Genomic DNA, 25,254 nt, shown 5'->3' with positions numbered 1-25,254 from the left:
TAAGTGGATGAGTCCCGAATAGATGTTCCACTACTCTGCAAAAGAAGGATGAAACAGTCAATATAAGTTTATAAAAGTTGATATCAACAAGGCATTTTTATCACGATAGATAACCACGGACAGAAAGTGTTTAATTGTGGACGGAGTACATCGGTTTATGAATCAGGAGCCCCACCAGAACCAACTAACGGAGTTGTATGTCGAGAATATTGGTGGGATTCAGGAAACTTCGTTGCAACTCAGACCGGGCGTAACAGCGCTCGTGGGTGAGAACGCAACGAACCGCACATCGCTGATACAGGCAATCGCTGCGGGGCTCGGTGCAGACCAGTACTCGCTTAAGAGCGATTCCGACGCTGGCAAAGTTTCGCTCACAGTAGCCGGGGAGACATACACCCGAGAGCTCCGGCGTGAGAACGGTGACATTCGAGCTGACGGAGACCCGTATCTGGAACGGTCGGATATCGCCGAACTGTACGCCGTCCTGTTGCGCTCGAACGAGATCAGGTCGGCAGTCCGTGAATCCGGTGACCTCCGGACGCTGATTCTCGCTCCGATCGATACCACAGAGATAAATCGGAAGATATCCGAGCGCGTCGACGAGCGCCGTGAAGTCGACAAACAACTCGATAGGCTGGACAGCCTAGAAGAAAAATTAGTGGAAAAACAGACCGAGCGGGGGCGAAAACAGCGGCGTCTAGACGAACTCGAAACCCAACTCGGACAGAAAACGGCGAGGCTCGACACAGCAGAGGGCGACCAGACAGGAGACGGTTCCGACACGTCCGAACTCGACGAGACGCTCGACGAACTGAACGACGCACAGGCGAAGCTAGAGCGGGTGAGTGCGAACCTGCGCGGCGAAAAAAAGAGCCTCGAGTCGCTCCGAGACAGCAAGGAGACAGTCGACCAACAGTACAGTTCGCTGTCGGTGCCCGACGAAACCAGAATAGCAGCGCTCGAAGAGCGAATCGAGCGGCTCAGAAACCAGAAACAGAGCCTCGACTCGACAGTGACGGAACTCCAGCGGGTCATCCGATTCAACGACAGACAGATGGCTGACCCGGATTCGGCACTGCATCGGGCACTCGAGACTGAGCAGAACGACTCAGTGGCCGAACAACTCGACCCGTCGAAGACCACAGTGACGTGCTGGACCTGTGGCAGTCAGGTCGAACGGGCGAGCATCGACGAGATGGTCGACAAACTACGGGAGCTCGAAGCCGAGAAAACGCAGGAGAAAAACGACCTCGCGTCACAGATCGAGGAGGTGCAGCAGGAACTCGACACGCTTCGGTCACAGCGAGAAGAGAGAGCGCAACTGGAATCGAAACGGAACAGCCTCGAGGAAAAAATCGGTCGCAGAGAGGAGAATATAGCAGAATTCGAACAGCGAAAGGAGGCGCTTCGACAGCGTGTCGACACGCTCGAAGCAGAAGTCGAATCGCTGGAAGGGTCACAACAGGACGAACTCCTGGTCGTACAGCAGGAGGTGAGCAAACTCCGCTTCCGGAAAGAACAGGTCGAGTCCGAACTCGACGACATCGACGCGACGATCGACGCCATCGAATCCGAGCTCGAAACCCGCGAACAGCTCCAGGAACGGCGAGACGAACTCTCCGCAGAGCTCGAAGAGCTCCGGACCCGAATCGACCGCATCGAGTCGGAAGCTATCGAGGAGTTCAACACGCACATGGCAGCACTCCTCGACGAACTCGACTACGACAATATCGACAGGATATGGATGGAGCGAACCGAAGTCAAAGTGAAAGAGGGGCGACAAAAAACGACCGAGACGCAGTTCGATCTTCACGTCATCCGCAAAAATAGCGACGGGGAAGTCTACGAGGACACGATCAACCATCTCAGCGAGAGCGAACGCGAAATAGTCGGGCTCGTTGTCGCACTCGCGGGATATATCGTTCACGACATCCACGAGGAGGTGCCGTTCATGCTACTGGATTCGGTGGAGATGATCGACGGCGAGCGACTCGTCGACCTCGTCTCCTATCTCGAACAGTTCGTCCCGTATCTCGTCGTCGTTCTCCTGCCGGACCACACGCAGGCGTTCGAAAAGAACCCGCCCTCACAGAACTACACGCCCGTCCATATCTAAGCGTGGTCGTCCCGCATCGATTCTGTCGACCGAGAAGCTAGACGACCAGACAGAATACGACACGACAGCGTGTCGGCAGGATGCACAAGCGTGGGGTGGGTAACGGAGTGATGTACGACTGACACCGCTGGCAACTGCATCCCGCCAAACCGTGGTAATCCACGGCACATTTAACCTCTCATTGCGTCATCAAATAGTTTTTGCCCGGAATCCCGTCAGGGCCGAGCAACAGGCGAATTACCCGCCTGTAAACCGCTGTGACTCTGACCGTAATACGCCGTGCCAGATTCTGTTACAGATTTAATCTTGTAACTTAGGACGCTGGCTGGCAGTCACAGGCGCCGGCGTCCAGAAACTCCTCGAGCGAATAGAACCGGCCGCAGTCGTCGCAGGTGACAGTGGCGTCTATCGTCACGCCGAACGAGCCGATATCGACCGCGTCGTGTCTGTCGAGTTGTTCGATGCCCTGTGCGGTGACGCTCGCTGTTCGATTCTGGAGGGCGAGCATACGGGTCCGCCACGTGTCGATTCGCTCGTCGGCGCTCTTCTCGGGCGGTTCATACGACGCGTCGAGACACTCGACGAGGTGTCGGTAGAGTGTCTGGTGGGAGACCAGTTGTTCTTCGACATCGTCGATAGGAATCCCATCCTGTCTGAGTCGCTCCCGAGCACGCGTCCGCTCTGCGACGTCGGAGTCGTCGTCCCACAGGAGTCGATAGATGTTATCTACCTCGCCATCGATCGGGAGACTCCCCGCCCGTCTGAACGCTGCTTCGAGCACGCGCTTGTTGAACGAATCAGTGAGCGTGCGGACGCTGGGTCCGTCGTCGTTCAACCACTGCGTCCGCAGTTCGGCGTGGATGTCGCCGAATCCGCAGTCGGCCGCCACGGTTCCAACTTTACAGGAACACTGCGGCGGTACCTCTCGTTCGGTCTCTATCATATCACCGACGTACGAGAGGCTGGTACCTAAATCCACGCCAGGTCACACAAGGGGTAAAAACCCGCTCTCGATCGCTACGTGTGGTTCGCGCGGATTTCCTCGACGCTCCGTTCCCACTCTGCGTCCTCGTCGAAGTACCGCTCTGCGAGGGGTTCCGCAGGCGCTTCACCGATTTTCTGCTTCTCTTCGGTGTAGGTTCGCCGGGACGTATCCTGATAGAACCGACCGGTGAGGACTTCACCCTCCCAGAGTCGGGATTCGGCTTCGTACATCATGTCGGCCGCTTCCCGGCGGTCGGTGATGTCGAAGTCGAACTCGTCGTCGTCCTGGATGTCTGTGTAGGGGACGTACTCACCGGCATCCTTGTTCCAGGTGGGACACTGGGTGAGGAAGTCGACGTGGGCGAAGCCGTCGTGTTCGATGGCTTCGACGAGAATCTCCTTGGCCTGGCGGGGGTTGACTGCTGCCGTTCGGGCGACGTAGGAGGCACCCGAAGCCAGCGAGAGCGAGAGGGGTCGGACGGGGTCCTTGGCGCTCCCGTGTGGCTGGGTTTTGGATTTGTGCCCCTTCGGGCTCGTCGGGGAGGTCTGGCCCTTCGTCAGCCCGAAAATCTCGTTGTTGAACACGATATACGTCATATCGTGGTTCTCGCGGGCGGTGTGCATGAAGTGGTTCCCGCCGATCCCGTAGCCGTCGCCATCACCGCCGGCCGCGATTACTTCCAGACCGGGGTTTGCCAGCTTTGCTGCGCGTGCGATTGGCAGCGAGCGCCCGTGAAGCGAGTGGTAGCCGTAACAGTCGAAGTAACTGTTGAGTTTGCCAGAGCAGCCGATACCGGTCACCAACAGCGTCTCGTCGGGGGTGCGACCGACTTCGGGCATGGCCTGTTTCAGCGCGTTCAGCACGCCGAAGTCGCCACAGCCCGGACACCACGTCGCCTGCGGCTCAATACCGGGTGTAAACTCGTTTTGATCGATTTCCTGTTCCTCGTCGTCGATTGCTGAGAATGCGCTCATGGTTAGTCACCTGCCGCGGGGACGTACTTGACGTTCTGTGCGGCCGGCTGGCCACCGTCGATGCTCTCTTTGAATGCGGAGACGATTTCGCCGGCACGGAACGGCTCGCCGTTGTACTTCAACAGGCTGGACAGTTTTGGCCCGAACTGGCCGAGTTCCCGCTGGGTCAATCCGCGGAACTGTCCGCTTGCGTTCATCTCGACGACCAGACACTCCTCGACGCTTTCGAGGAACTCCGAGAGTTCGGCTTCGGGGAACGGCATCAGATCGCTGACGCCCATCGCTTTGACTGAATGTCCCTCCTCGTCGAGAATGTCGACAGCTTCGAACACCGTATCCTGCGTGCTCCCCCAGGTCAGGATACCGTACGTCGCGGTGTCGTCGCCTGCAGTGGCCTGGTTCGACTCGCCCTCGTCGAGTTCCGACCGAACCGACTCGAGTTTCTGCATCCGGCGGTCCATCTGTCGTTTCCGGTTGTCGGGGTCTTCGCTGATGTGGCCGGTCGGTTCGGACTCGTTACCTGTCGCGAGGAAACGCCCGCCTTTCTGCCCGGGAATCGACCGTGGACTGACGCCCGCTTTGCCGCCCTCGGCGTCGTGCTGGAAGCGCTTGAATTTCCCAGACGCATCGTGTGCTGCCTCCTTGAGTTCGTCTTCAGTGAGGGTCGACCCGAGGTCGGGGGCCGGCTCGCGGTCGAAGAACTCGATTGGGACACTCCGGAGTTCCCCTTCGAGTTTCTGGTCGTACATAATCAGTGCCGGCATCTGGTAGTCGTAGGCCAATTCGAAGGCCTGTCTGGTCTGTTCGTAGGCCTCCATTGCATTTGCCGGAGCGAACACGATTCGACAGGAGTCCCCCTGGCTGGAGTACAACACGTGGTCGAGGTCGCCCTGTTCGGTTTTCGTCGGCAAGCCGGTCGACGGGCCAGCGCGCTGTGCCTCGATGTAGACGATCGGCGTTTCGGTCATTTCGGCGAGACCGAGCGCCTCGGTCATCAGGGCGAACCCACCGCCGGCGGACCCGGACATAGCTTTCACGCCCGCGTGAGAGGCACCGAGTGCGAGCGTCGCAGACGCGATTTCGTCTTCGACCTGTTCAGATATCCCGCCGAACTTGGGGAGCTTCTGACACATGATACGGAAGACGTCCGTCCACGGCGTCATCGGGTACCCAGAGATGAACCGACAGCCGGCGTCGAGCGCGCCGTAGGCGATGCCGTCACTGCCCGTCAACAGCGCGTGTTCAGTGTCGTGCGTTCCGTCAGGGAGTGAGATATCATGGGTGCTATCGAGTCCCTGTCCATGTTCGTAGGCATCGTGGAGCACATTCAGGTTGTTCTCCATCATCTCACCCGACATGGTCTCCTGGATGAGTTCCTCGATACCGTCGGGATCCTGTCCGAGAAGCGCGGCCGTCACGCCCAGCCCGGCAGTGTTTCGCATGACTGCGCGACCGTGCTCCTGTGCCATCGAGCGGAGATCGACGGGGTAGACGTGCCAGTCGTTTTCCTCGGCGCGCGCGTCGAGATCCGTCTCTGCGACATCGCTCTCGTCGAGTTGTCCCGAGTCGTAGACGATAATGCCGCCGTCGTTGAGTTCGTCGAACTGCTCGGTCAGTGGTTTGAGTTCCTCGTTTCCATAGTATGCCCCTTCTTTTTCGCTGCGGGCGTAACTGTCGCCGAGACAGAGCAAGAAATCGAAACCGTCGCCGCGCGATTCGACCGGTTCGTTACCCGCACGTACCTCGACGTAGGTGTGTCCCCCGCGAATCCGTGACGGATAGTGGCGGTGCGTGTAGATGTTCAGTCCCGAACGCATCAACGTCTTGGCGTAGTTTCGGCTGGTAGAGTCGATACCGTCACCGGAACCACCCGAAACGCGCCAGGTGAGTGTGTCTTGTGTCATTGTTACTCTCAGTCATAGTGTGGATGCTGGTCGAACAGTGCGAAGTTGTCCCACACGACGTGAAATGTGAGCCTGACTGATAATAGGTGTTTGGGTTCGTTTGGTGATGTCACCCAGGGAGTTTGGAGAGGCTACTGACCGGATACAGCGCGGAACCGGTCAGATTCGGGAGGAGACGAATGAGTGAGTTAAGCACCTGATTCGATTGGGAAGTAATTATAAATAGGACTGTTTATACCTTCAGAGTGCGGCGAATCGACACTGGTCGCTCGCCACAGAACGGAGGATCAGCTATGGTGCAAAAACGAGAGACACGGCGATTCGGCACAGGGAGGAATAGATTATGTCAGACATAACTCATATCTTGCTGGCGTTGCTGCCGCTGGTCACGATTGTCGTCCTGATGGTCGGCCTGTATCAGCCGGCGACGGTTACGATGCCGATTGCATGGATTCTCGCGTCGGCGGTCGGCTTCATCGGATGGGGAATGTCGGGCACGGAAATCGCAGCGTTCTCACTGTCTGGCGTCGCGACGGCCAGCGAGATTCTCTGGATTGTCTTCGGTGCGATCTTGCTTCTGTATACGTTGAAACAATCGGGCGCGTTCGAAGTCATAAATGCGGGCTTTTCGTCTATCAGTGACGACCGCCGCGTGCAGGTCGTCTTGCTGGTGTTCCTGATGGGGACCTTCATCGAGGGCGCGGCCGGGTTCGGGACGCCCGCAGCCATCGTCGGTCCACTGCTGGTCGGCCTCGGCTTCCCGCCGCTCGCTGCTGTCGTCGTTGCCCTGACGGGGAACCTGATGGGGATCACGTTCGGCGCAGTCGGGACGCCGCTGATCATCGGACTCGAAGAGGTCGTCTTCGCACAGCCCGAAATCACGGCGGAAGTCACCGGTGCGGGTGGCTTCGAGAACGTCACCGCGTACGTCGCATCCGTCGGCGTCTGGGCGGCGAGCATTCACGTCATCGTCGGAGTCATGTTGCCGTTCATCGGCGTCGCGATGATGACGCGCTTTTTCGGAGAGCAGCGGTCTATCAAGCCGGCACTCGAAGTCCTACCACTCACCCTATTCGCGTGGGCGTCCTTCGCAGTTCCGTACTGGGCAACCGCCTACTTCCTGGGCCCGACCTTCCCAGCGTTGCTGGGTGCGATGATCGGGCTGCTCATCACAGGTGCGACGTTGCGTGCGGGCTACTTGTTGCCCGACGAGGAGTGGAACTTCGGTCCGCGCGAATCCTGGCCAGAGCACTGGGTCGGTGACATCGAACCAGGCGAGTCCACCAGCGGCAGTGACAGGGCTGTCGCGACCGACGGCGGGACCGTCTCAGAGCGCCACAGCCAGAACATGTCGCTGGGTATGGCGTGGCTGCCCTACATCATCACGGCCGGCCTGCTGGTCGTGACCCGCACGATCGACCCGATTCAGACTCCGCTTCAGAACAACCCGCTCAATCTGGAGTTTGTCGAAATTCTCGGCGTTGCGGGAGCATCGGGTTCGTTCCGGACGCTGTATCTACCCGGATTCCTGTTCGTTGTCGTGTCCGTCGTAACCTACGGCCTCCACGGCATGAACAGCCGAGAAATCAAAGAGTCCTGGACCGAGTCTGTCCAGAAGATTCTGCCCGCAGTCATCGCGCTGTGGTTTGCTGTCGCGACCGTCCAGGTCATGATAAACTCGGGTGTCGGGGCAGCCCTGGACGCGAGTATGCTGGATGTGCTCTCGAACCTCACGGCCGACGTCACCGGCGCAGCCTACCCGTTCTTCTCGGGCTTCATCGGTGCGTTCGGTGCGTTCATCGCCGGGTCGAACACGGTCAGCGACATTCTGTTCGGCGCCTTCCAGTACAACGCCGCACAGAACATCGGCGTCTCGACGCAAGTCGTGGTCGGTGCGCAGGCGGTCGGCGGTGCAATCGGGAACCTCATCGCCATCCACAACGTCGTCGCCGCACTCGCGGTCGTCGGCCTCGTCGGCGAGGAGGGACGCGTCATCCGCCTGGAGTTGATTCCGTTAGCCTACTACGGCATCTTCACAGGCATCCTGACGCTGCTGTTCGCGTACGTCGTGGCCCCGGGTGCGTTCTAACCACTCCACGACACAACATATTCGATCCAAGACTATTCTTTCATCTGTCGGGGGTCAAATATCGATGACAGCAACGAGACCGGTACCCGTCATTTCCGGCGGTTCGGAACCCAACAATTCATTATTTTCGAAGATAATGGTATTGTACGTCATGGCACATGAGTTCGAATCTCACGGCGAGTCGAGTCCAGCGGGTGACCCCGACGCGGACTACGATTATCGAAACGACACCACGAACCGACCGGCACTGGTTGCGGACCTGGAAGAGCTCGTCGACGGAGACGTTCGCTTCGATACGTACACACGGGAGCTGTTTGCCACAGACGCGAGCGCGTACAAAGAACTGCCAATCGGGGTCGTCTCACCAGTCTCGACTGACGATGTCGTAGCGGTCATGGAGTACTGCGACGACAACGAGATACCCGTTCTCCCCCGTGGTGGCGGGACGAGCCTGGCGGGCCAGGCGGTCAACGAGGCCGTCGTCCTCGATTTCAAGCGCTACATGGACGAGTTCCTCGAGATCGACCCCGAGGCGGGTGTCGCACGGGCGCAGTCGGGTATCACCATCGCCCGGCTAAACAATCATCTCGCGCCCCACGACCTCAAGTTCGCTCCCGACCCGGCGTGGGGTGACAAGAGCGTTCTCGGCGGCGCTATCGGGAACAACACGACGGGTGCACACTCGCTGCAGTACGGCAAGACCGACGCCTACATCGAGGAGTGTGAGGTGGTCCTCTCCGACGGGACACAGACGACGTTCGGCTGGGTCGACGTCGAGGACCTCCACGACCGCGCGACGGAGGCACGGGACCGCGGGTCGACGATAGAGGCCCAGGTGTATGCGGAGGTCGGCAGGCTGCTCCACGAGGAGGCCGAGGAGATCGAGGAGCGCTACCCCGATCTGAAGCGGAACGTCTCCGGATACAACCTCGATATGCTCGTCGAGAACGCCCGCGAGCGGGGCGAAATCAACATGGGTCGGCTCATGGCCGGCAGCGAGGGGACGCTCGCTATCGTGACCGAGGCGACGGTGTCACTCGAACCCGTTCCCGAAGAAACGGCGCTCGTCATGTTGACCTACGACGGAGTCCTCCCGGCGATGCGGGACGTAGCGCCGATTCTCGAACACGACCCGTCGGCCGTCGAGGTGATGGACGACGTGTTTCTGGAACTGGCCCGGGACAACGCGGAGTTTTCCGAACTCGTCTCGACGCTTCCCGAGGGGACCGATTCGACGCTTCTGGTGGAATTCTACGCCGACTCGGTGGCGGAGGGCAAGCAGAAAATCGCCAATCTGCTCGCCGACCGCCTGCCGGGGTACGAGGCCGCCGTTTCTCCAGACGAAGCCGGCACTGTCACGAGTGATGAGACGCACGCGGTCGACGCGCTGGAAGCGTACGACGACGACCGGCAGGCGAAGTTCTGGAAGATGCGGAAAGCGGGGCTGCCAATCTTGCTGTCGAATACGGGCGACGACAAGCACTGGCCGTTCGTCGAAGACACCGCCGTGCCGCCGGAGAAGCTCCCCGAATACATCTCTGACCTCCAGGACCTCTTCGACGAACACGACACCTTCGCAGCGTACTACGCTCACGCTGGTCCCGGAGTGTTGCACATCCGCCCGCTGCTAAATCTCAAATCCGAGGCAGGCCACGAGACGATGTACGCGATCTCCGACGCCATGACGGACCTCGTCATCGAGTACGGCGGGTCCGTCTCCGGCGAGCACGGCGACGGACGGTCGCGAACGGAGTGGAACAAGAAGCTCTACGGCGAACAGCTGTGGAACACGTTCCGCGACCTGAAGTCCGCCTTCGACCCGAACTGGTTGCTCAACCCCGGCAACGTCTGTGGCGACCACGACTCGACGGCAAACCTCCGATACGACCCCTCCTACACCTTCGATGCCGATTTCGATCCGGTGCTCAACTGGGACAACGAGAACGGGTTCCAGGGAATGGTTGAACTGTGTCACGGCTGTGCCGGCTGTACCGGCCACCAGGAGACGACCGGCGGCGTGATGTGTCCGACCTACCGGGCCGCAGACGAGGAGATTACCAGCACGCGGGGCCGGGCGAACCTGCTCCGGAACGCGATGAGCGGCGATTTGCCCGATGACGTCTTCGACGAGGAGTTCATCACCGAGGTGATGGACCTCTGTATCGGCTGCAAGGGCTGCAAGAACGACTGTCCGAGCGGCGTCGACATGGCCAAGATGAAAGCAGAGGTGGTTCACGAGTACCACCAGCGAGAGGGGATCTCCCTTCGCGACCGAATATTCGCCAACGTCGAGTCGCTCCTCTCGCTCGGGAGTGCGTTCGCTCCCATCTCGAACTGGGCGATGCAGGTTCCGGGAAGTGGCTGGGTGATGGAGAAGACGGCCGGAATCGCGCGCGAACGCGACCTCCCCGCGTTCCACCGGACGACGTTCGAAGACCTGATGGCCAACCGGGATGGGTCGACCGTCTCGCTGACGGAGGCAAACAGGAAGGCGCTGGTCGTTCCCGACCCGTACACGAACTACAGCCACCCGCATATCGGTCGTGCGGCCGTCGAAGTGCTCGAAGCAGCGGGCGTCCACGTCCAGGTGCCGGACGACGTGTCAGACAGCGGGCGACCCGCGTTCTCGAAGAGCATGCTCGACCACGCACGCGACACTGCGTCGGGGAACGTCGAGGCACTCGCCCCACAGATCCGTGACGGCTGGGACGTCGTGACCATCGAGCCATCCGACGCCGTGATGTATCAGTACGATTATCTGGACCTCCTCTCGGGTGAGGACGCCGAACTGGTCGCCTCGAACACCTACGGGGTGCTCGAATACGTCGACCGCTTCGGCCTGGACGAAAACATCGACTTCGGAGAGCCGACGGAGACGCTCACCTACCACGGCCACTGCCACCAGAAGTCGGTCCGCAAAGACCACCACGCGGTCGGCGTCCTTCGCCGTGCGGGCTACGACGTTGACGTACTCGATTCCGGCTGTTGTGGCATGGCCGGCAGCTTCGGGTACGAGACCGAACACCTCTCGATGAGTCGAGCTATCGGCGACATCCTCGCCGATCAGGTCCGGGACTCAACGGGTAGCCAGGTCGTGGCTCCGGGCGCATCCTGCCGGAGCCAACTCGGGTCGTACGAGTTCGACGACGGCGAGCCGCCCCACCCAATCGAGATGGTCGCCGGCGCTCTCTGAGCCACCGTGGCACAGCTGATTGTCCTCTCGGGATGGGTTTGCTGACACAACTGTGACCGGATTTCGAGAGCGAGGCGAATAGAATGTTCCCGTAGCGCACGAACGGTCGCTGGCCTGTTGGCCGTGGTTTGTTGTACGATATGCCGCAGGCGCCAGACAGCTCACACACCGTGACGGCTATCGCGGCGAGATAGCGCTCGAGCGTGTGAGGTTCCCGACGAGACCTGCGAGTTGAGCCAGCGAGCAACGACGGAGACTGCATCCTCACTGACAGCGTGCAGGTAGTGTTTGTGCTCGTGGTCGACACCGAGGGCCCTGTAGGCCTCTCTATTGCACTCCGTGAGATGGGCAGACGAATTATCCACAAAAAAGAAACTAGGGATATCGATCCCAGCAAAGTCGACACTAGCGAGGTCAACACGTCCGTTCAGTAGCGTCAGAGCCCCTACTTCACGCCGGGCGCTCGTGAGGTAGTTCACTGCTGCTGCAGCACCCGTCCCAACCCCACAGAGTATCGTACCCAGGTCTGCAGTGGCAACGTGATTGGCAGCCCAGTCGAACTGGATCGCCAATCGACTGGTGAGCAACTCTATGTTCAACCGGTTCGACCGTTCAGTCGCCTCTTCGGGACTGATGAGATCCACGACCAGAGTCGCCAGTCCGAGCTGGTGGAGGTGATCTACCATCTTCGTCTCGAGCGATGCGAGGTGAGCACCTGCCGTTCCGGTCGCAAACAGAACCAGGTCAGATGGTTGACGAGGTACCGTGAGTGTCCCCTCCAACGGTTTCCCGTCGACAGTGAGGCGAACCGAACGTCGTTGAGATATATCCATGCTAATATATAGTATGGAACACACTTATGCAGCTGGAGGTATTCTCACGGCCCGGGAATAAATATCATCATACGTTACATACAATAAGAACAATAAACATTACATAGAAGGGCTTAAACATCGTTCAAAGAACCTTTATTCCAAATACAATAAAATATTTTATATAATGTTACTTTATGTAGCCCAGAGGATATCATTTAATTTTACAGGTCTAGTGTTGAATCAATCGCAGGATCTTCAGAAGAGGATGAATTGATTTGGCCACTACTATTATATTTCATATATATGTCTATTCTGTTAGTTAAAACAAGAGTTGAGGTCGACCGCGATTCACAGACTAGCGCAAAAGAGACAGTTCTTCGACCAGACAACACCACCGAATTCGGCTCAGATCACCGTTATCAGCGCCTTCAATTCGTCACGTGTCAAACCAACACGATCAGGAGACCGATTACAAAAAGAGGGTAGTATCTGAGAGAAGTAGTTGCGGATATCGAGCCCTACAGAAGTCCAGCAAGGCACAATAGATGCTTGCAGGCTGGTTCGAGAAAGTAACTGTGTTGAAACAGCTCTGGCGGAGAGTAAAAACATCTCAAAGTATAATATTACCATCAATTACTAGTATATATCGGTATATTTTACTATCTTCTATTTATATCGTGACAAAAGTTTTTCGTGTTTGCGTGAGATGGTTGTTCAACTCTCATGTTATTCTGAGTAGTTTGCTCGGGAGTTCGGTCGGCAGAGCAGTGTTGTATACTATCGGAATTAAAGAGACAGTGCGAGTGCCCCGCCGGAGAGTGCCAAAAACGAACAGCACCGTGACGGTCAGCCCGCCAAACATTGATGCGTGTTTAGCACTACAGTAGGATGATGACGGCGTCTCCGCCCGGCCCACGCGGTGAACCGCTCTTTGGCAGCAGTCGTCGGTATGCGAAAGATCCGTTCCGGTTTCTCTCGGCGTGCGAGAGCGCGTACGGCGATATCATCGAATTCGAACTCGGAACGTTGCCGACGTACATGCTCACAAATCCAACCGATATCGAGCGTGTCCTGGTTTCGGAAGCCGACAGCTTTCGAAAGCCGGACTTCCAGAGCGACGCGCTCGGAGACCTGCTCGGCGAAGGACTCCTCCTGAGCGAGGGTGAGACCTGGCAACAGCAGCGTCAGTTGACCAACCCCGCCTTCCGAATGGGACGGCTGGCGAACTTCGCAGACCGCATCGTCGACCACGCCGACACGATGCTGTCGGGGTGGACAGACGGTCAGGATATCGACGTCGAACAGGAGATGACAGCAGTCACGCTCGACGTCATCGCAGACCTGATGCTCGGCGTTGAGTTGAGTCAGGAACGTATCGAGACTGTTCGACAGAGTCTGGACCCGCTGGGTGCACAGTTCGAGCCGAACCCGATACGCTTCGCTGCACCAAACTGGGTGCCGATGCCGGGCGACCGGGAGTACCAGCAGGCACTCGACACACTGGAAGGGGTCGTCGACGACATTATCGCCGAGCGCCGTGGTACCGAGGGTGATGCGACGGCAGGTGACGACGCGGACGTACCGATGGACATGCTCTCGATTCTGCTCCGCGCACAGGAGCGGGGCGAGCAGTCCGCCGAGCAACTCCGGGACGAAGTTGTGACGATGCTGCTGGCGGGCCACGATACGACGGCGCTGACCCTGACCTACACCTGGTATCTCCTCTCGGAACATCCGAGCGTCCGGGAGACCGTCCACGACGAAATCGATTCGGTGGTAGACGGTCGGCCGACGATGGACGACGTCCGTGAGTTCGAGTACACCGAGTGGGTCATCGACGAGGCGATGCGGCTCTATCCACCGGTGTACACCATCTTCCGCGAGCCGAAGACGGATGTGGAACTGGCGGGCTATCCCGTCAAGGCGGGGTCGGCACTCATGCTCCCGCAGTGGGCAGTGCATCGCTCGTCGCGCTGGTGGGACAATCCGGAACAGTTCGAGCCCGAACGGTGGAGCGCCGAGCGCCGACAGGACCGCCCGCGCTTTGCGTACTTCCCCTTCGGCGGCGGCCCGCGCCACTGCATCGGCAAGCACCTCGCCAAACTCGAAGCACAGCTGATTCTCGCTCGGACCGCGAGCCAGTTCGAACTCGAATACGCCCGGGAGGGACACTTCGAGTATCGGCCGTCACTGACGGTACACCCCAAAGATGGGATGCCGATGACCGTCCACGAGCGGTAGTCCCAAAGTAACGGGTGTCGCCGCTTTTGTAGCTGCCACCCCAAGAACCGGCATGGTGACGCGACTCGCCGACGGCGTGTGGTGGTTCGACCTGCAGGGCGTCAACGCTTATCTGGTCGAAGACGGGGGAGCGGTGACGCTGGTCGACACGGGGATGCCCTGGCACGCCGGGGAACTCCGAGCGGGAATCGAGCGCGTCGTCGGGTCGCTTGCGGCCGTCGACCGCGTCCTCATTACCCACTTCGATTTCGACCACGTCGGTGGCCTCAACAGCCTCATCGACGACGGCCTCGACGCCCCGATCGTAATTGGCGTGGACGACGAACCCTATCTCGCACGACGTGAGCGGCCAACGTGGAACAACCGGAAGGGACTGTTTCAGCGCGTAACCGACCTCATGCGCGACCCGCCGGCCCTGCCCATCGAGCCAGTCGCAGACGGCGATACCGTCGATGGGTTCGACGTCTATCATACGCCCGGTCACACGCCGGGTCACACAGCGTTCGTCAACGAGTCGCTGTCCCTGGCGCTGGTCGGTGACCTCGTCCGCGAGCGGGACGGGGAGTTCGACGTCCCACCGTGGTTTCTCAACTACGACCAGGACCAGGCAGAAGCGAGTCTCCGGTCGTACGTCGGGCGTGCGCCCGCAGTCGACATCGTCTGCCAGGGTCACGGAACGCCGTTCGTCGAGCACGGGAGCGACCGACTCTCAGCAGTCGCCGGCGCGCTGGAAGCGAGTCACTGACAGAGAAACGAGTAGTCAGCCAATCAGGCGTCCAGTTCTGCGGCGACTGTTTCGGCGTCGAGCAGCGCCGGGTCGACCAGCATATCCGCCTGCCGCGAGGCGAAATCCGGCAGCGACCCCTCGCTGTAGAGAACAACTTTCAGGTCCGGGTTGAGATCCTTGGCGACGGCGATCGAGGTGGCCTGTTCGACTTCAGTCAAGACGAGCGCGTCCGCCTCGTGGATGCCCGCTTCCTCCAGTGCGGGACGGTTTGCGATGTCGACGCGTGCGACCGTATGACCCTCAGATTCGATAGCGGCAGCGATGTCGTGGTCGTCTGTCCCGGCGACGATGACGTTCATTGGTGTGGCGGTGGTGTCGCGGGGGCTTGTGTCTTGTCACCCGCGACTACCTCCGGTAGCGTTACTCGTACTCGATGGTCGCTGGCGGCTTGTGCGTCACGTCGTAGAGCACGCGAGAGACGTTCTCGTTCTCACCGGTAATCCGGGACTGGATGCGCTGGAGGGTGTCCCAGTCGACGTTCTGGGCGCGGGCGGTCATGCCGTCGCGTGACTCGACCGAGCGGACGGCGACGACCCAGCCGTGAACGCGGTTGTCGCCTTTGACGCCCGTCGCTTTCCCGATGACGGCGGCGAGTGCCTGCCACGGTTCGTGTTCGGCCAGTTCCTCCTCGACGACGTGGTTGGCTTCGCGCGCGACGCCGAGTTTCTCTTCGGTGACTTCGCCGAGGATGCGCACGGCGAGCCCCGGACCCGGGAACGGCATCCGCTCGGCGACGATCTCGTCGAGGTCGAGTTCCCGCGCGACCTCCCGGACTTCGTCCTTGTAGAGGTCACGCATCGGTTCGACGATCCCCTCGAAGTCCACGACTTCCGGGAGGCCGCCGACGTTGTGGTGGCTCTTGATCGTCCCTTCGGACTCGATGCGGTCGGGGTAGATAGTTCCCTGGACGAGGTAGTCAGCGTCGACCTCGCGGGCGACCGTCTCGAACTCCCGGATGAACTGCTCGCCGATAGCGTGGCGTTTCTCTTCGGGGTCGGTGACGCCTTCGAGCGCATCGAGAAAACGGTCTTTCGCGTCGACGATTTGCAGCGAGTCCATATACGCGAACGTCTCGCGAATCTGCTCGGTTTCGCCCTTTCGCATCAGGCCGGTGTCGACGTAGACCGGCGTGAGCTGGTCGCCGATGGCGTCGTAAGCCAGCGCGGCGGCCGTCGAGGAGTCGACGCCGCCCGACAGCGCGATGACAGCGTTCGCGTCGCCGATTTCGTCGGCGATTTCCTCACGAGCGTCGGGAATAAAGGAGTCGACGTCGACCATCAGTGGTCACCTCCTGCGACTGCGAGTTCGTCCTGCTTCGCGAGGATACTGTCGAGAAAGCCCACGAATGGCGGGCTCGCGCGGGTCGGGCGCGACCGGAACTCGGGGTGGAACTGCGTTCCGAGGAAGTACGGGTGGTCGGGCAGTTCCAGAATCTCCATTCGGTTGCCGGAGGTGCCCGAGAAGACCATCCCGGCGGCTTCGAGGTCGCCGATGTACTCGGGGTTGACCTCGTAGCGATGGCGGTGGCGCTCGGTACAGGAATCGGAACCGTAGAGGTCGTGAGCCAGCGTTCCCTGCTCGATGTCCGTGACGTGTGCACCGAGTCGCATCGTCCCGCCCATATCGTCCATCTCTTTTTGTTCGGGCAGGATGTCGATGACGGGATATCGCGTCGACTCGTCGAGTTCCGCGGAGTGTGCGCCGTCGAGGCCGAGGACGTTCCGGGCGTACTCGACGACTGCCATCTGGAAGCCCAGACAGAGGCCGAGGAACGGCACGTCGTTCTGTCGGCAGTACCGAATCGCCTCGATTTTTCCCTCGGTTCCACGGGAACCAAAGCCACCGGGGACGATGACGCCGTCGACGTCGTCGAGCTGGCCGTCGACGCCGTCGGCGAGGTTTTCGGAGTTGATCCATTCCCGCTCGACCTCGACTTGCTTTTCGAGACCCGCGTGTTTCAGCGACTCGTGGATCGAGATGTAGGCGTCCTCCAACCCGTACTTGCCCACGAGGGCAACGTTGGCCGTCCCTTCTTTCTCCTGGGTGACCGTCTCGCGCCAGGTGGTGTCGCGCTCGGGTTCGGGAAGCGCCTCGTCGGCGATACCAAAGTGGTCCATGACGAACTCGTCGAGCCCCTCGTCTTCGACGACGAGCGGGACCTTGTAGATGTCGTCCACGTCGGGGTTCGAGAAGACAGCGTCCCCGGGCACGTCACAGAACAGCGCAATCTTCTCGCGTGTTTCGGGGTCGAGGGGGTCCTCGCAGCGACCGACCAGCACGTCGGGCTGGAGCCCGATAGAGCGCAGTTCCTTGACGCTGTGCTGGGTCGGCTTGGTCTTCTGTTCGCCGTTTTTCGAGTAGGGGACGAGTGTAACGTGGGTGAAAAGAATATCCTCCTCGTCTTCCTCGTGGGCGAACTGGCGGAGCGCTTCGAGGTAGGGCATCCCCTCGATGTCGCCCACCGTGCCACCGACCTCGATGAGACACACGTCGGACCCTTCGGCGGCCTCTCGAATGCGCCGCTTGATGTCGTCGGTGATGTGCGGGATGATCTGAACGGTCTTGCCGAGATAGTCGCCCGCCCGCTCTTTCTCGATGACCTCCTGGTAGACTTTCCCCGTCGTGACGTTGTGGTCGAAGGTCATGTCGATATCGAGGAACCGCTCGTAGTTCCCCAGGTCGAGGTCCACTTCGCCACCGTCTTTGAGAACGTACACCTCGCCGTGCTGGAACGGGTTCATCGTCCCGGCGTCAACGTTGAGATACGGGTCGATTTTGACCGCGGTTACGTCGAAGCCAGCGTTCGCTAGCAGACGACCAGTACTCGCAGCGGTGATACCCTTCCCCAGTCCGGACATCACGCCGCCCGTTACGAAAATGAACTTCCGTCCCAGGCTCGGATCGTAGCCCGTCTCGGATTCTGTCGGCATATCGACCGTGTGCTGGCAGGACTCAAAACCGTTTCGAAGCGACCAGCATTCGCCGCGCGAGCGACCGCGTCAGCAGGGTCGATCGAGAACGGAACAGTGCCGACTGGCGTCACCGCGTTTTGCGGACGCACCAACCACACTCCGGGCAATTGAGCCGTTCGTCATCGAATGTGAGTCCACAGCCCACACACTCGAAGGTTGGCTTGCGGCCGATTCGGCTTCGAATCTGTTGTTTGATGCTCATGGGGATGTCTGCGTGGTTAGTCTATCTTGCCGCAGGTACGACAGCGGGATTTGCCGACCTCCGAATCGAAGACGAGCGACCCCTCCTCGCAGAAGCGACAGCCCATGTAACTGGCACAGCGGAGACTCGGCGAGTCGGGACGGTCGGTGGACGATGCAGATTCGACGGTTGAGTTGTTTACGCTCATCAACTACACCAATTGGTCGCCTTTACTAAAAACTTCTGGATGCATGTCCTAGATAGTCCTAATATACTACTATATCTTGTAATCATATTCAGAACAGGTGGACAGTCGTCTGTTCGCTACAGAGATTTTAGCCGTTCGTCCGGTTTGGTCGCTCAGTTCAGGATTTGAGTGGAAGAACGTCAACTGAGCAGGATATTCACGTCGATTCGACAACGAACGCCGCCACCGATTCGGCGACGCGCTGCTGTTGCCCGGCGAAGAAGTGGTCTGCCGGCAGCGTTTCGACGGTGTGACCGCGGGCACGAGCGCGCTCGGCGACCGGAACGGAGTCGACGGTGTTGTCGCGCTCACCGTAGAGAATCTGAACCGGGCAGGCGACAGCGTCGACAGCGTCGGCAGTCGGCTCGCCGGCCAGCGTACCCGCAGGTGCGAGCAGCGAGAGTGTTGCAGGTGGCGTCCCGTCGTCGCTCTCGTCTGCGGCCGCCCGGAGCGCCACGGCACCGCCAAAGCTGTACCCGAACAGCCCGACCGTCTCGAAGTTCTCGCGTGCCCACGCGAGCGCGCTACGGGCGTCCGTCACTTCCGCGCGACCCCCGTCCCATGGACCGTAGTCGAACCGCAGACAGGCAATCGACCTGTCTCCGAGCGCGTCGTCGACAGCGCGGAGGCGGCTGTCGTGGCGGTCGCCACCCATCTGTGGATGGGGTGGACAGGCGACGACGGCTGCAATCGAATCGGAGTTAGAAAGCGTCGCATGCACGTCTCGCGGCCCGGGCACTCGGAGCGTTTCGGACATACCTGAAGGAAACGCGTGTAAGAATTTTAAGTTTCGGCGGCCAACGTGTCGGTATATGGGAATCCTCTCGCGCGCGTCCTACGTCATCCGGTCGAAACTCAACGCGGTACTCAACCGCTCCGAAGATCCGGGTGAGACGCTCGATTACTCCTACGAACAGCTCCGGGACCGACTGCAAAACGTAAAACAGGGTATCGCGGACCTGACGACACAGAAGAAGCGCCTGGAGATTCAGCAGCGCCGCCTCGAAGAGAACGTCGAGAAACACAACGAACAGGCGCGGGCCGCCGTCGAGCAAGACCGCGACGATCTCGCGCGGCGCGCTCTAGAGAAGAAAAAACAGAAGATGACGCAGATCGAGGAGTTGGAAGGCCAGATCACGGATCTCCAGCAGAAACAGGACCAGCTCGTCGAGAAGAAAGACCAGCTCCAGCAACAAATCGAGCAGTTCCGGACCCGCAAGGAGACGATGAAGGCCCGCTATGAGGCCGCCGAGGCCAGCGCTCGCGTCTCCGAGGCGATGACGGGGGCCGGCGACGAGATGAGCGAGATATCGAGGACAATCGAGCGCGCCGAGGAACGCACCGAGGAGATGGAAGCCCGCTCTGCAGCGCTCGACGAACTTCAGGAGACCGGGGCGCTGGAGAACCAGTTCTCGGACAAGAGCGGCCTCGACCGCGAACTAGAAGAGATGTCGCAGGACACAGAGGTCGACACCGAACTGGAGACACTCAAATCCGAGATGGGCAAGAGCAGCGAACCGGCCGAGGAGGATATCGAAGCGGACGCGGTAGACGCCGAGAGCGACGACGTCGAGACACCGGCTGTCGACGAGAGCGAGGTCGAAGCGGAACTCGAAGAGCTGAAAGACGAGGAGTAAGGGCTGGACGCGAGAGGACGACTCGTTTTGCGCACTCACACGCCGTAGAGGACCGTGATGCCGAGCGTCGAGACGACAGTCAACACGAGTAACAGTGGGACGCCGACGAGAGGATAGTCGGTGAACTGGTATCTGCCGGGGCCGTAGACCATGAGGTTGGTCTGGTATCCGATGGGGTGATGAACGCCGCGCTCGCGCCAAAGAGCGTCGCCAGTAGGAACGAGAAGCCATCGGCACCGATTGACGCGTCAAGGTCGACTGCGATGGGACCGAGCAAGACGACGGTCGCAACGGGCGTGATGACCGCCGCGAGCAGCGCCGCGAACGAGAGGGGAAGCAAGAACTTCGACGGGGAGACGTCCCGGTCGTCGGCCAGTTCGGATGTCATCGGGATGAAGATAGCGACGACGGGCGTGTTGTTGACGAGGCCGGCGAACACGCCGGTCGTTGCAGTCATCACACCGAGCAAGTTGCGGTCGCTCCCGCGTGTCGCGCGCGCGAGACGGGCACCGAGCCAGTCGACGACACCGGCGGTCTGGATCCCCTGGCCCAGGATGTACATCGCCACGATAGTCACGACGGCAGGGCTGGCGAACCCGGCGATGGCGTCGGTGGCTGACACCCGGGTGTACGGTTCCAGCACCGCGAGTGCAGTCAGATCGGGTGAATCAGCTCCGTCACGAAGAGCACGATCGCGAGACCGATGAGTGCGAAGACGACGAGTGCGCCCACCGAGAGAGCCATACGGCCGCTGTGTTCGGGCGGGCGAAAGTCGTTGCGGTCAGGTCAACGACGAGAGCACTTCGCGAAGGTGTTCGGCGGCCTCGTTGTCTTTCGGCCCGGCAGCTCGCCAGTAGACGGTCCCGTCCCGGTCGACGAGTAGCGCGTGGATGTCGCCTTCGTCGTCGATATCGAGTGCGCGGCGGACGACGCGCTTGTCGGTGTAGACGGTTACGGTCCGCTCGCGGGTATCGTCATCCGGGATGCCAACGCGCATCCCACCGTCGATGAACGACCGCGCCGGGGCGTACAGGCGGCTGATAACGGGTATCTCGTAGAATCGCACGTCCGGGAAGTCGCTCTCGACAGCGACCGCGACGTCGAGCCATGTGTCGACATCCGATTGCTGAGAGCGTTTGAACGCGACGAAAACCAGGTTCAGCGGTGCTTCGAAGTCGCCGGGGAAAGTGAGTGTGCGTCCGGTCAGCGTCTCGCCGGTGATGGGTGGGAATCGGGCTTCCGTCTGGATAGACATACACGCAGTACGACCCCGGGGAAAATAATGGGAGAGCGCCAGCAGTCCGGTATCCCGCCGTGGTAGTGGCTCGCTGTCGGTCGCCTGCCTGGACAGGATCCCCACCAGCCGACAGATTCGTCGGCAAGATAGCGCGGCCATTCGGCACGCTTTTTACTGCCCATCGGGTTGCCTGTGGTATGCGACTGCTGTTCATTCACTCCGACCATCTGGAGTTCGAGGCGCGGGAAAAGGCCGGACCCGATAGCCTCGCCGAGACAGAGGGGGTCCCGATGGAGGGGCGCATGGAAGAGTGCGTCACGGCCTTCATCAGCGTCGAATCCGACGACGAAGAGGACATCGACGGCGTCGTCGAGAACGCACTGGAAGAGCTTCGGGACGTGACCGGTCAACTCAACACCCAAAACATCGTCCTCTACCCCTACGCCCACCTGAGCGAAGACCTCGCCAGCCCCGACGCCGCAAAGCGCGTCATGCAGGACCTCGAATCCGCACTGGAAGCGGAGGACTACGAGATTCTGCGCGCACCGTTTGGCTGGTACAAGTCCTTCGAGGTCTCCTGCAAGGGTCACCCACTCTCGGAACTGTCCCGCCACGTCGCCCACCACCGCGACGAGGAGAAAGACGAGGAAGACCTCGACCGCGAACCCAGCGAGTGGCAGGTGATGTATCCGGGCGGCGACACCGACGACGCCGTCAGCGCCAAGGCCGACACCAGCTCGGACATGCAGGCGTTCATCGAGGACGAAGTCGAGGACATCGTCGCCAGCGCCGGCGAGGAGCCGCCCCACCTCAAGATTATGAAAGAGAAGGAGCTTGTCGGCTACGACAAGCTCTCCGACGTGGGGAACCTCCGATTTTACCCACGCGGGAAGCTCATCCGGGACGCCCTGATGGCCTACGTCAACGACCTCGTCGTCGATTACGGCGGAATGCCCGTCGAGACGCCGATTATGTACGACCTGGGCGCTCGCTGTATCAACGAACACGCAGGCAAGTTCGGCGAGCGCCAGTACCGCTTCGAGTCCGGCGACCGCCGGATGATGCTCCGCTTTGCCGCGTGTTTCGGCCAGTTCTCCATCATGCGGGACATGCACATCTCGGAGAACGACCTCCCGCTGCGCATCTACGAGATGTCGACGTACTCGTTCCGCCGCGAGCAGAAGGGTGAGGTCACCGGTCTCAAGCGCCTTCGTGCGTTCACGATGCCGGACATGCACACCGCTACCCAGGACATGGACCAGGCCCGCGAGGAGCTGATGAAACAGGCCAAGCTCGCACTCCAGACCTCCGAAGACCTCGACATCAACTACGAACCGGCCATCCGGATGACCCGGGAGTTCTACGAAGAAAACGAAGAGTGGGTCGAGGAAGTCGTCGACGAACTCGGCAAGCCAGCGCTGCTCGAGATTATCCCCGAGCGCCACCACTACTGGTCGGCGAAAATCGACTTCGCCGCCATCGACGGGCTGGGTCGGCCGATCGAGAACCCGACGGTCCAGATAGACGTCGAGAGCGCCGAGCGCTTCGATATCGAGTACACCGACGGGACGAACCAGCACCACCCACCGATTCTGCACTACTCGCCCTCGGGTGGTATCGAGCGCGTCATGGCTGCACTGCTGGAGCAGACGGCGACGATGGACAACCCGCGCCTGCCGACGTGGCTCTCGCCGACGCAGGTCCGATTTATACCCGTGAACCCCACCGACCACCTCGACTACTGCGAGGAGCTGTCGGACGAACTCGAAGCGGTCGGCATCCGCGTCGACATCGACGAGCGCGACGAATCGGTCGGCAAGCGCATCGCCGAAGCCGAGACCGACTGGGTGCCCTACTACATCATCGTCGGCAGCGACGAAATCGAGGGCGACCAGCTCGGTGTCAACGTCCGCGCCGAAAACGAGGAAATCGATATGACGCTGGACGAACTCATCGACACCGTCGAAGAAGACATCGCCGACCTGCCACAGCAGGCCCGATATCTCCCGAAGTACGTCAGCAACCACCCGAACTTCACCGGCAACTGATACAACAATATTTGCCGTGTGTACGCCACACACAACTTCTATCGAACAATAGCTTTTTTACTATATATCTACAGACAGCACGCTAACGGTGAATCGGCGCGTTCGAGCGTGCGATGACAGTCGTACAGCGACGGCAGAAACTCTAACGCGACCAGTCCAGACACGTCAACAGGTGGTGACCTGACGTGCCGGACGCTCCGTCTTTGAGTTCCCTCCAGCGGAACTTCCTGCGCTACCAGCACGTCTTCGTCTTCCTGGCACCGATACTGTTCGTGACAGCGGTGTACGTCGCCGCGCCGTTGCCCGCGGACGCCGGCGGTGGCTACTGGGTCGAGTACTGGTGGCTGTTCCCCTGTTTCATGCTCGGCGCAACCATCGTTAACACCGTCGGCATCAGTGGCTCGGCGCTGTTCGTGCCGTTTCTGATCTTCCTGTTCCCGCTGGCTGCTCATCCACTGGAGCCGGAAACTATCGTCAAGGTAGGGCTGATCAGCGAATCCTTCGGGCTGTCCAGTTCCTCACTCGCTTTCATCCAGTACGGGCTGGTCGACCGACGGCTGGCAGTGGCACTGGTTGCCGGCGCTGTCCCGTTCGTCATTGCTGGAGCCTTGCTCTCGTTTGTCATTCCGGAGCCACTCTTCCATCTCCTTCTCGGCCTGGCGCTGATAGCTGCCTCCTACCTGCTGTTCAAAGCTGACCTCGGACACGAGGAGCCGGGGTCGAGTGACGCCGACGCCGAAACCGAAGTCGTCTCTGACGGTGGCCAGCAGCGAGGCGGATTCCCCGACGACGACGACAAACTCGGGCCAGCAGGCGTCGACACCGACGGCGACGGCAACGTCACCCGAGTCGACCGCGACGGTGAGGATTACCGGTACACCCGGGCAGGCTATCTCAAGCGGTTTGCCAACTACAGCGTCGGCGGTACCTTCCAGGGACTTGCCGGCTTCGGCGTCGGTGAACTCGGCATCATCTCGATGCTCGGTTCGAAGATTCCGGTCCGGGTCGCCATCGGGACCAACCACATCGTCGTTGCAGTCACCGCAGTGCTGGCGTCGCTGGTCCACGTCTTCGGTGGTGGACTGGTTCCAGGCGGACACAGTCTCGACCTCGCGGCGACGCCGTGGAACATGGTCGTCTGGACGGTGCCCGCGACGGTCACTGGCGGCCAGGTCGCACCCTATGTCTCTGCGGCACTCGAAACCGAGACCATCAAGAAGTTCGTCGGTGGCCTCTTTGCCGTCATCTCCCTCGCACTGTTCCTGATGGCACTCGGTGGGCTCTGACCGCCGACGAGTGGGCTCCACGAGCACACCCCGGCAGCGGGAGACGCACAGTATTTAAGTCCAGTCCGAGAGAGAAGCGCAGTATGTACGACGACATTCTCTTGCCGACTGACGGCAGTAGCAGCATCGTCGACGCGCTCGAACACGCAATCACGGTCGCAAGCGACCAGGACGCGCGCATCCACGTCCTCTACGTCGTGGACAAGCGCCTCTACACGGCTGCCAGCGACGAGAGCAAAGACGAGATTCGCCAGTCACTCGAAGAAGAGGCAGATATCGCACTCGACGACGCACGCGTCCGCATCGAGGACGAGGGCATCGAGTGTGTCACACACAGCGAGGACGGCATCCCCTACACGACGATTACCGACTACGCCGACGAGGAAGGGATCGACCTCGTCGTGATGGGAACGCACAGCCGGACAAATCGCGACCGGATGGTCACCCTCGGCAGCACCACCGAGCGCGTCCTGAAGAACGCCTCGATGCCCGTGCTGGTCGTCGACATCGACTAGTCGGCACGCGTCAGACTCAAACGTTTT

19 protein-coding genes and 1 pseudogene are annotated in these 25,254 nt (G+C 60.4%); 9 read left to right on the top strand and 11 right to left on the bottom strand.

What is annotated here, in order from left to right; genetic code table 11:
• Positions 1–157 precede the first annotated feature (157 nt).
• Entirely contained in the window at positions 158–2,116 is a 1,959-nt protein-coding gene (locus WDJ60_RS01900) for an archaea-specific SMC-related protein (RefSeq protein WP_340098058.1), read from the top strand.
• Positions 2,117–2,429: 313 nt separating this feature from the next.
• On the opposite strand, the gene rdfA is transcribed toward WDJ60_RS01900, so the two are convergent.
• The 3 genes from rdfA to WDJ60_RS01885 form a co-directional block, all read right to left on the bottom strand.
• Positions 2,430–3,059 (bottom strand): rod-determining factor RdfA, encoded by a 630-nt coding sequence (rdfA, locus tag WDJ60_RS01895; RefSeq protein ID WP_340098057.1) that lies wholly within the window; start codon positions 3,057–3,059, stop codon positions 2,430–2,432.
• A gap of 74 nt (positions 3,060–3,133) precedes the next feature.
• Positions 3,134–4,075, bottom strand: coding sequence for a thiamine pyrophosphate-dependent enzyme (locus tag WDJ60_RS01890; protein WP_340098056.1), 942 nt, complete (start codon positions 4,073–4,075; stop codon positions 3,134–3,136).
• A 2-nt stretch (positions 4,076–4,077) separates the two neighbouring features.
• Entirely contained in the window at positions 4,078–5,979 is a 1,902-nt protein-coding gene (locus WDJ60_RS01885; RefSeq protein ID WP_340098055.1) for a 2-oxoacid:acceptor oxidoreductase subunit alpha, read from the bottom strand.
• A 343-nt stretch (positions 5,980–6,322) separates the two neighbouring features.
• On the opposite strand from WDJ60_RS01885, the gene WDJ60_RS01880 reads away from it, so the two are divergent.
• Together WDJ60_RS01880 and WDJ60_RS01875 are read left to right on the top strand one after the other, a co-directional pair.
• Positions 6,323–8,068 carry an L-lactate permease gene (locus tag WDJ60_RS01880; RefSeq protein ID WP_340098054.1) on the top strand — a complete coding sequence of 582 codons (1,746 nt, stop codon included), beginning with the start codon at positions 6,323–6,325 and terminating at the stop codon, positions 8,066–8,068.
• Between the two features lie 151 nt (positions 8,069–8,219).
• Complete coding sequence (locus tag WDJ60_RS01875; RefSeq protein ID WP_340098053.1) at positions 8,220–11,261, top strand: FAD-binding and (Fe-S)-binding domain-containing protein; 3,042 nt, start codon at positions 8,220–8,222, stop codon at positions 11,259–11,261.
• 161 nt (positions 11,262–11,422) lie between these two features.
• On the opposite strand, the gene WDJ60_RS01870 is transcribed toward WDJ60_RS01875, so the two are convergent.
• Positions 11,423–12,094: a hypothetical protein gene (locus WDJ60_RS01870; RefSeq protein ID WP_340098052.1), complete on the bottom strand. Its 672-nt coding sequence runs from the start codon at positions 12,092–12,094 to the stop codon at positions 11,423–11,425.
• An 873-nt stretch (positions 12,095–12,967) separates the two neighbouring features.
• Here WDJ60_RS01870 and WDJ60_RS01865 point away from each other — a divergent pair.
• Positions 12,968–14,317 (top strand): cytochrome P450, encoded by a 1,350-nt coding sequence (locus WDJ60_RS01865; RefSeq protein WP_340098051.1) that lies wholly within the window; start codon positions 12,968–12,970, stop codon positions 14,315–14,317.
• A 52-nt stretch (positions 14,318–14,369) separates the two neighbouring features.
• Entirely contained in the window at positions 14,370–15,062 is a 693-nt protein-coding gene (locus tag WDJ60_RS01860; RefSeq protein ID WP_340098050.1) for an MBL fold metallo-hydrolase, read from the top strand.
• A 23-nt stretch (positions 15,063–15,085) separates the two neighbouring features.
• Here the strand turns inward: WDJ60_RS01860 and WDJ60_RS01855 are convergent, their stop codons facing one another.
• The 5 genes from WDJ60_RS01855 to WDJ60_RS01835 form a co-directional block, all read right to left on the bottom strand.
• Positions 15,086–15,403 (bottom strand): DUF7126 family protein, encoded by a 318-nt coding sequence (locus WDJ60_RS01855; protein WP_340098049.1) that lies wholly within the window; start codon positions 15,401–15,403, stop codon positions 15,086–15,088.
• 61 nt (positions 15,404–15,464) lie between these two features.
• Positions 15,465–16,382, bottom strand: coding sequence for a glutamine-hydrolyzing GMP synthase (guaA, locus tag WDJ60_RS01850; protein ID WP_340098048.1), 918 nt, complete (start codon positions 16,380–16,382; stop codon positions 15,465–15,467).
• Positions 16,382–18,034, bottom strand: coding sequence for a CTP synthase (locus tag WDJ60_RS01845; RefSeq protein ID WP_340098047.1), 1,653 nt, complete (start codon positions 18,032–18,034; stop codon positions 16,382–16,384). The genes guaA and WDJ60_RS01845 overlap by 1 nt, the downstream gene beginning before the upstream one ends.
• A gap of 260 nt (positions 18,035–18,294) precedes the next feature.
• Positions 18,295–18,465 (bottom strand): hypothetical protein, encoded by a 171-nt coding sequence (locus WDJ60_RS01840; protein WP_340098046.1) that lies wholly within the window; start codon positions 18,463–18,465, stop codon positions 18,295–18,297.
• A gap of 196 nt (positions 18,466–18,661) precedes the next feature.
• Positions 18,662–19,261 (bottom strand): alpha/beta hydrolase, encoded by a 600-nt coding sequence (locus WDJ60_RS01835; RefSeq protein ID WP_340098045.1) that lies wholly within the window; start codon positions 19,259–19,261, stop codon positions 18,662–18,664.
• A 55-nt stretch (positions 19,262–19,316) separates the two neighbouring features.
• On the opposite strand from WDJ60_RS01835, the gene WDJ60_RS01830 reads away from it, so the two are divergent.
• The gene (locus WDJ60_RS01830) at positions 19,317–20,141 is read left to right on the top strand and encodes a PspA/IM30 family protein (RefSeq protein ID WP_340098044.1); all 825 of its coding nucleotides are present in this window, start codon (positions 19,317–19,319) and stop codon (positions 20,139–20,141) included.
• Positions 20,142–20,176: 35 nt separating this feature from the next.
• Here the strand turns inward: WDJ60_RS01830 and WDJ60_RS01825 are convergent.
• A pseudogene (locus tag WDJ60_RS01825) lies at positions 20,177–20,885 on the bottom strand (SLC13 family permease).
• 37 nt (positions 20,886–20,922) lie between these two features.
• Positions 20,923–21,396 carry a hypothetical protein gene (locus WDJ60_RS01820; RefSeq protein WP_340098041.1) on the bottom strand — a complete coding sequence of 158 codons (474 nt, stop codon included), beginning with the start codon at positions 21,394–21,396 and terminating at the stop codon, positions 20,923–20,925.
• 179 nt (positions 21,397–21,575) lie between these two features.
• Here WDJ60_RS01820 and WDJ60_RS01815 point away from each other — a divergent pair, with 179 nt between their 5' ends.
• From WDJ60_RS01815 to WDJ60_RS01805, 3 genes are all read left to right on the top strand, one after another.
• Positions 21,576–23,426, top strand: coding sequence for a threonine--tRNA ligase (locus WDJ60_RS01815; protein ID WP_340098039.1), 1,851 nt, complete (start codon positions 21,576–21,578; stop codon positions 23,424–23,426).
• 203 nt (positions 23,427–23,629) lie between these two features.
• Entirely contained in the window at positions 23,630–24,712 is a 1,083-nt protein-coding gene (locus WDJ60_RS01810; RefSeq protein WP_340098038.1) for a sulfite exporter TauE/SafE family protein, read from the top strand.
• Positions 24,713–24,795: 83 nt separating this feature from the next.
• The gene (locus WDJ60_RS01805; protein ID WP_340098037.1) at positions 24,796–25,227 is read left to right on the top strand and encodes a universal stress protein; all 432 of its coding nucleotides are present in this window, start codon (positions 24,796–24,798) and stop codon (positions 25,225–25,227) included.
• Positions 25,228–25,254 lie beyond the last annotated feature (27 nt).

Origin of the sequence: Salinibaculum salinum (assembly GCF_037645885.1) — an archaeon.
Lineage (GTDB): Archaea > Halobacteriota > Halobacteria > Halobacteriales > Haloarculaceae > Salinibaculum > Salinibaculum salinum.
This window is presented reverse-complemented; position numbering and strand designations above follow the sequence as displayed.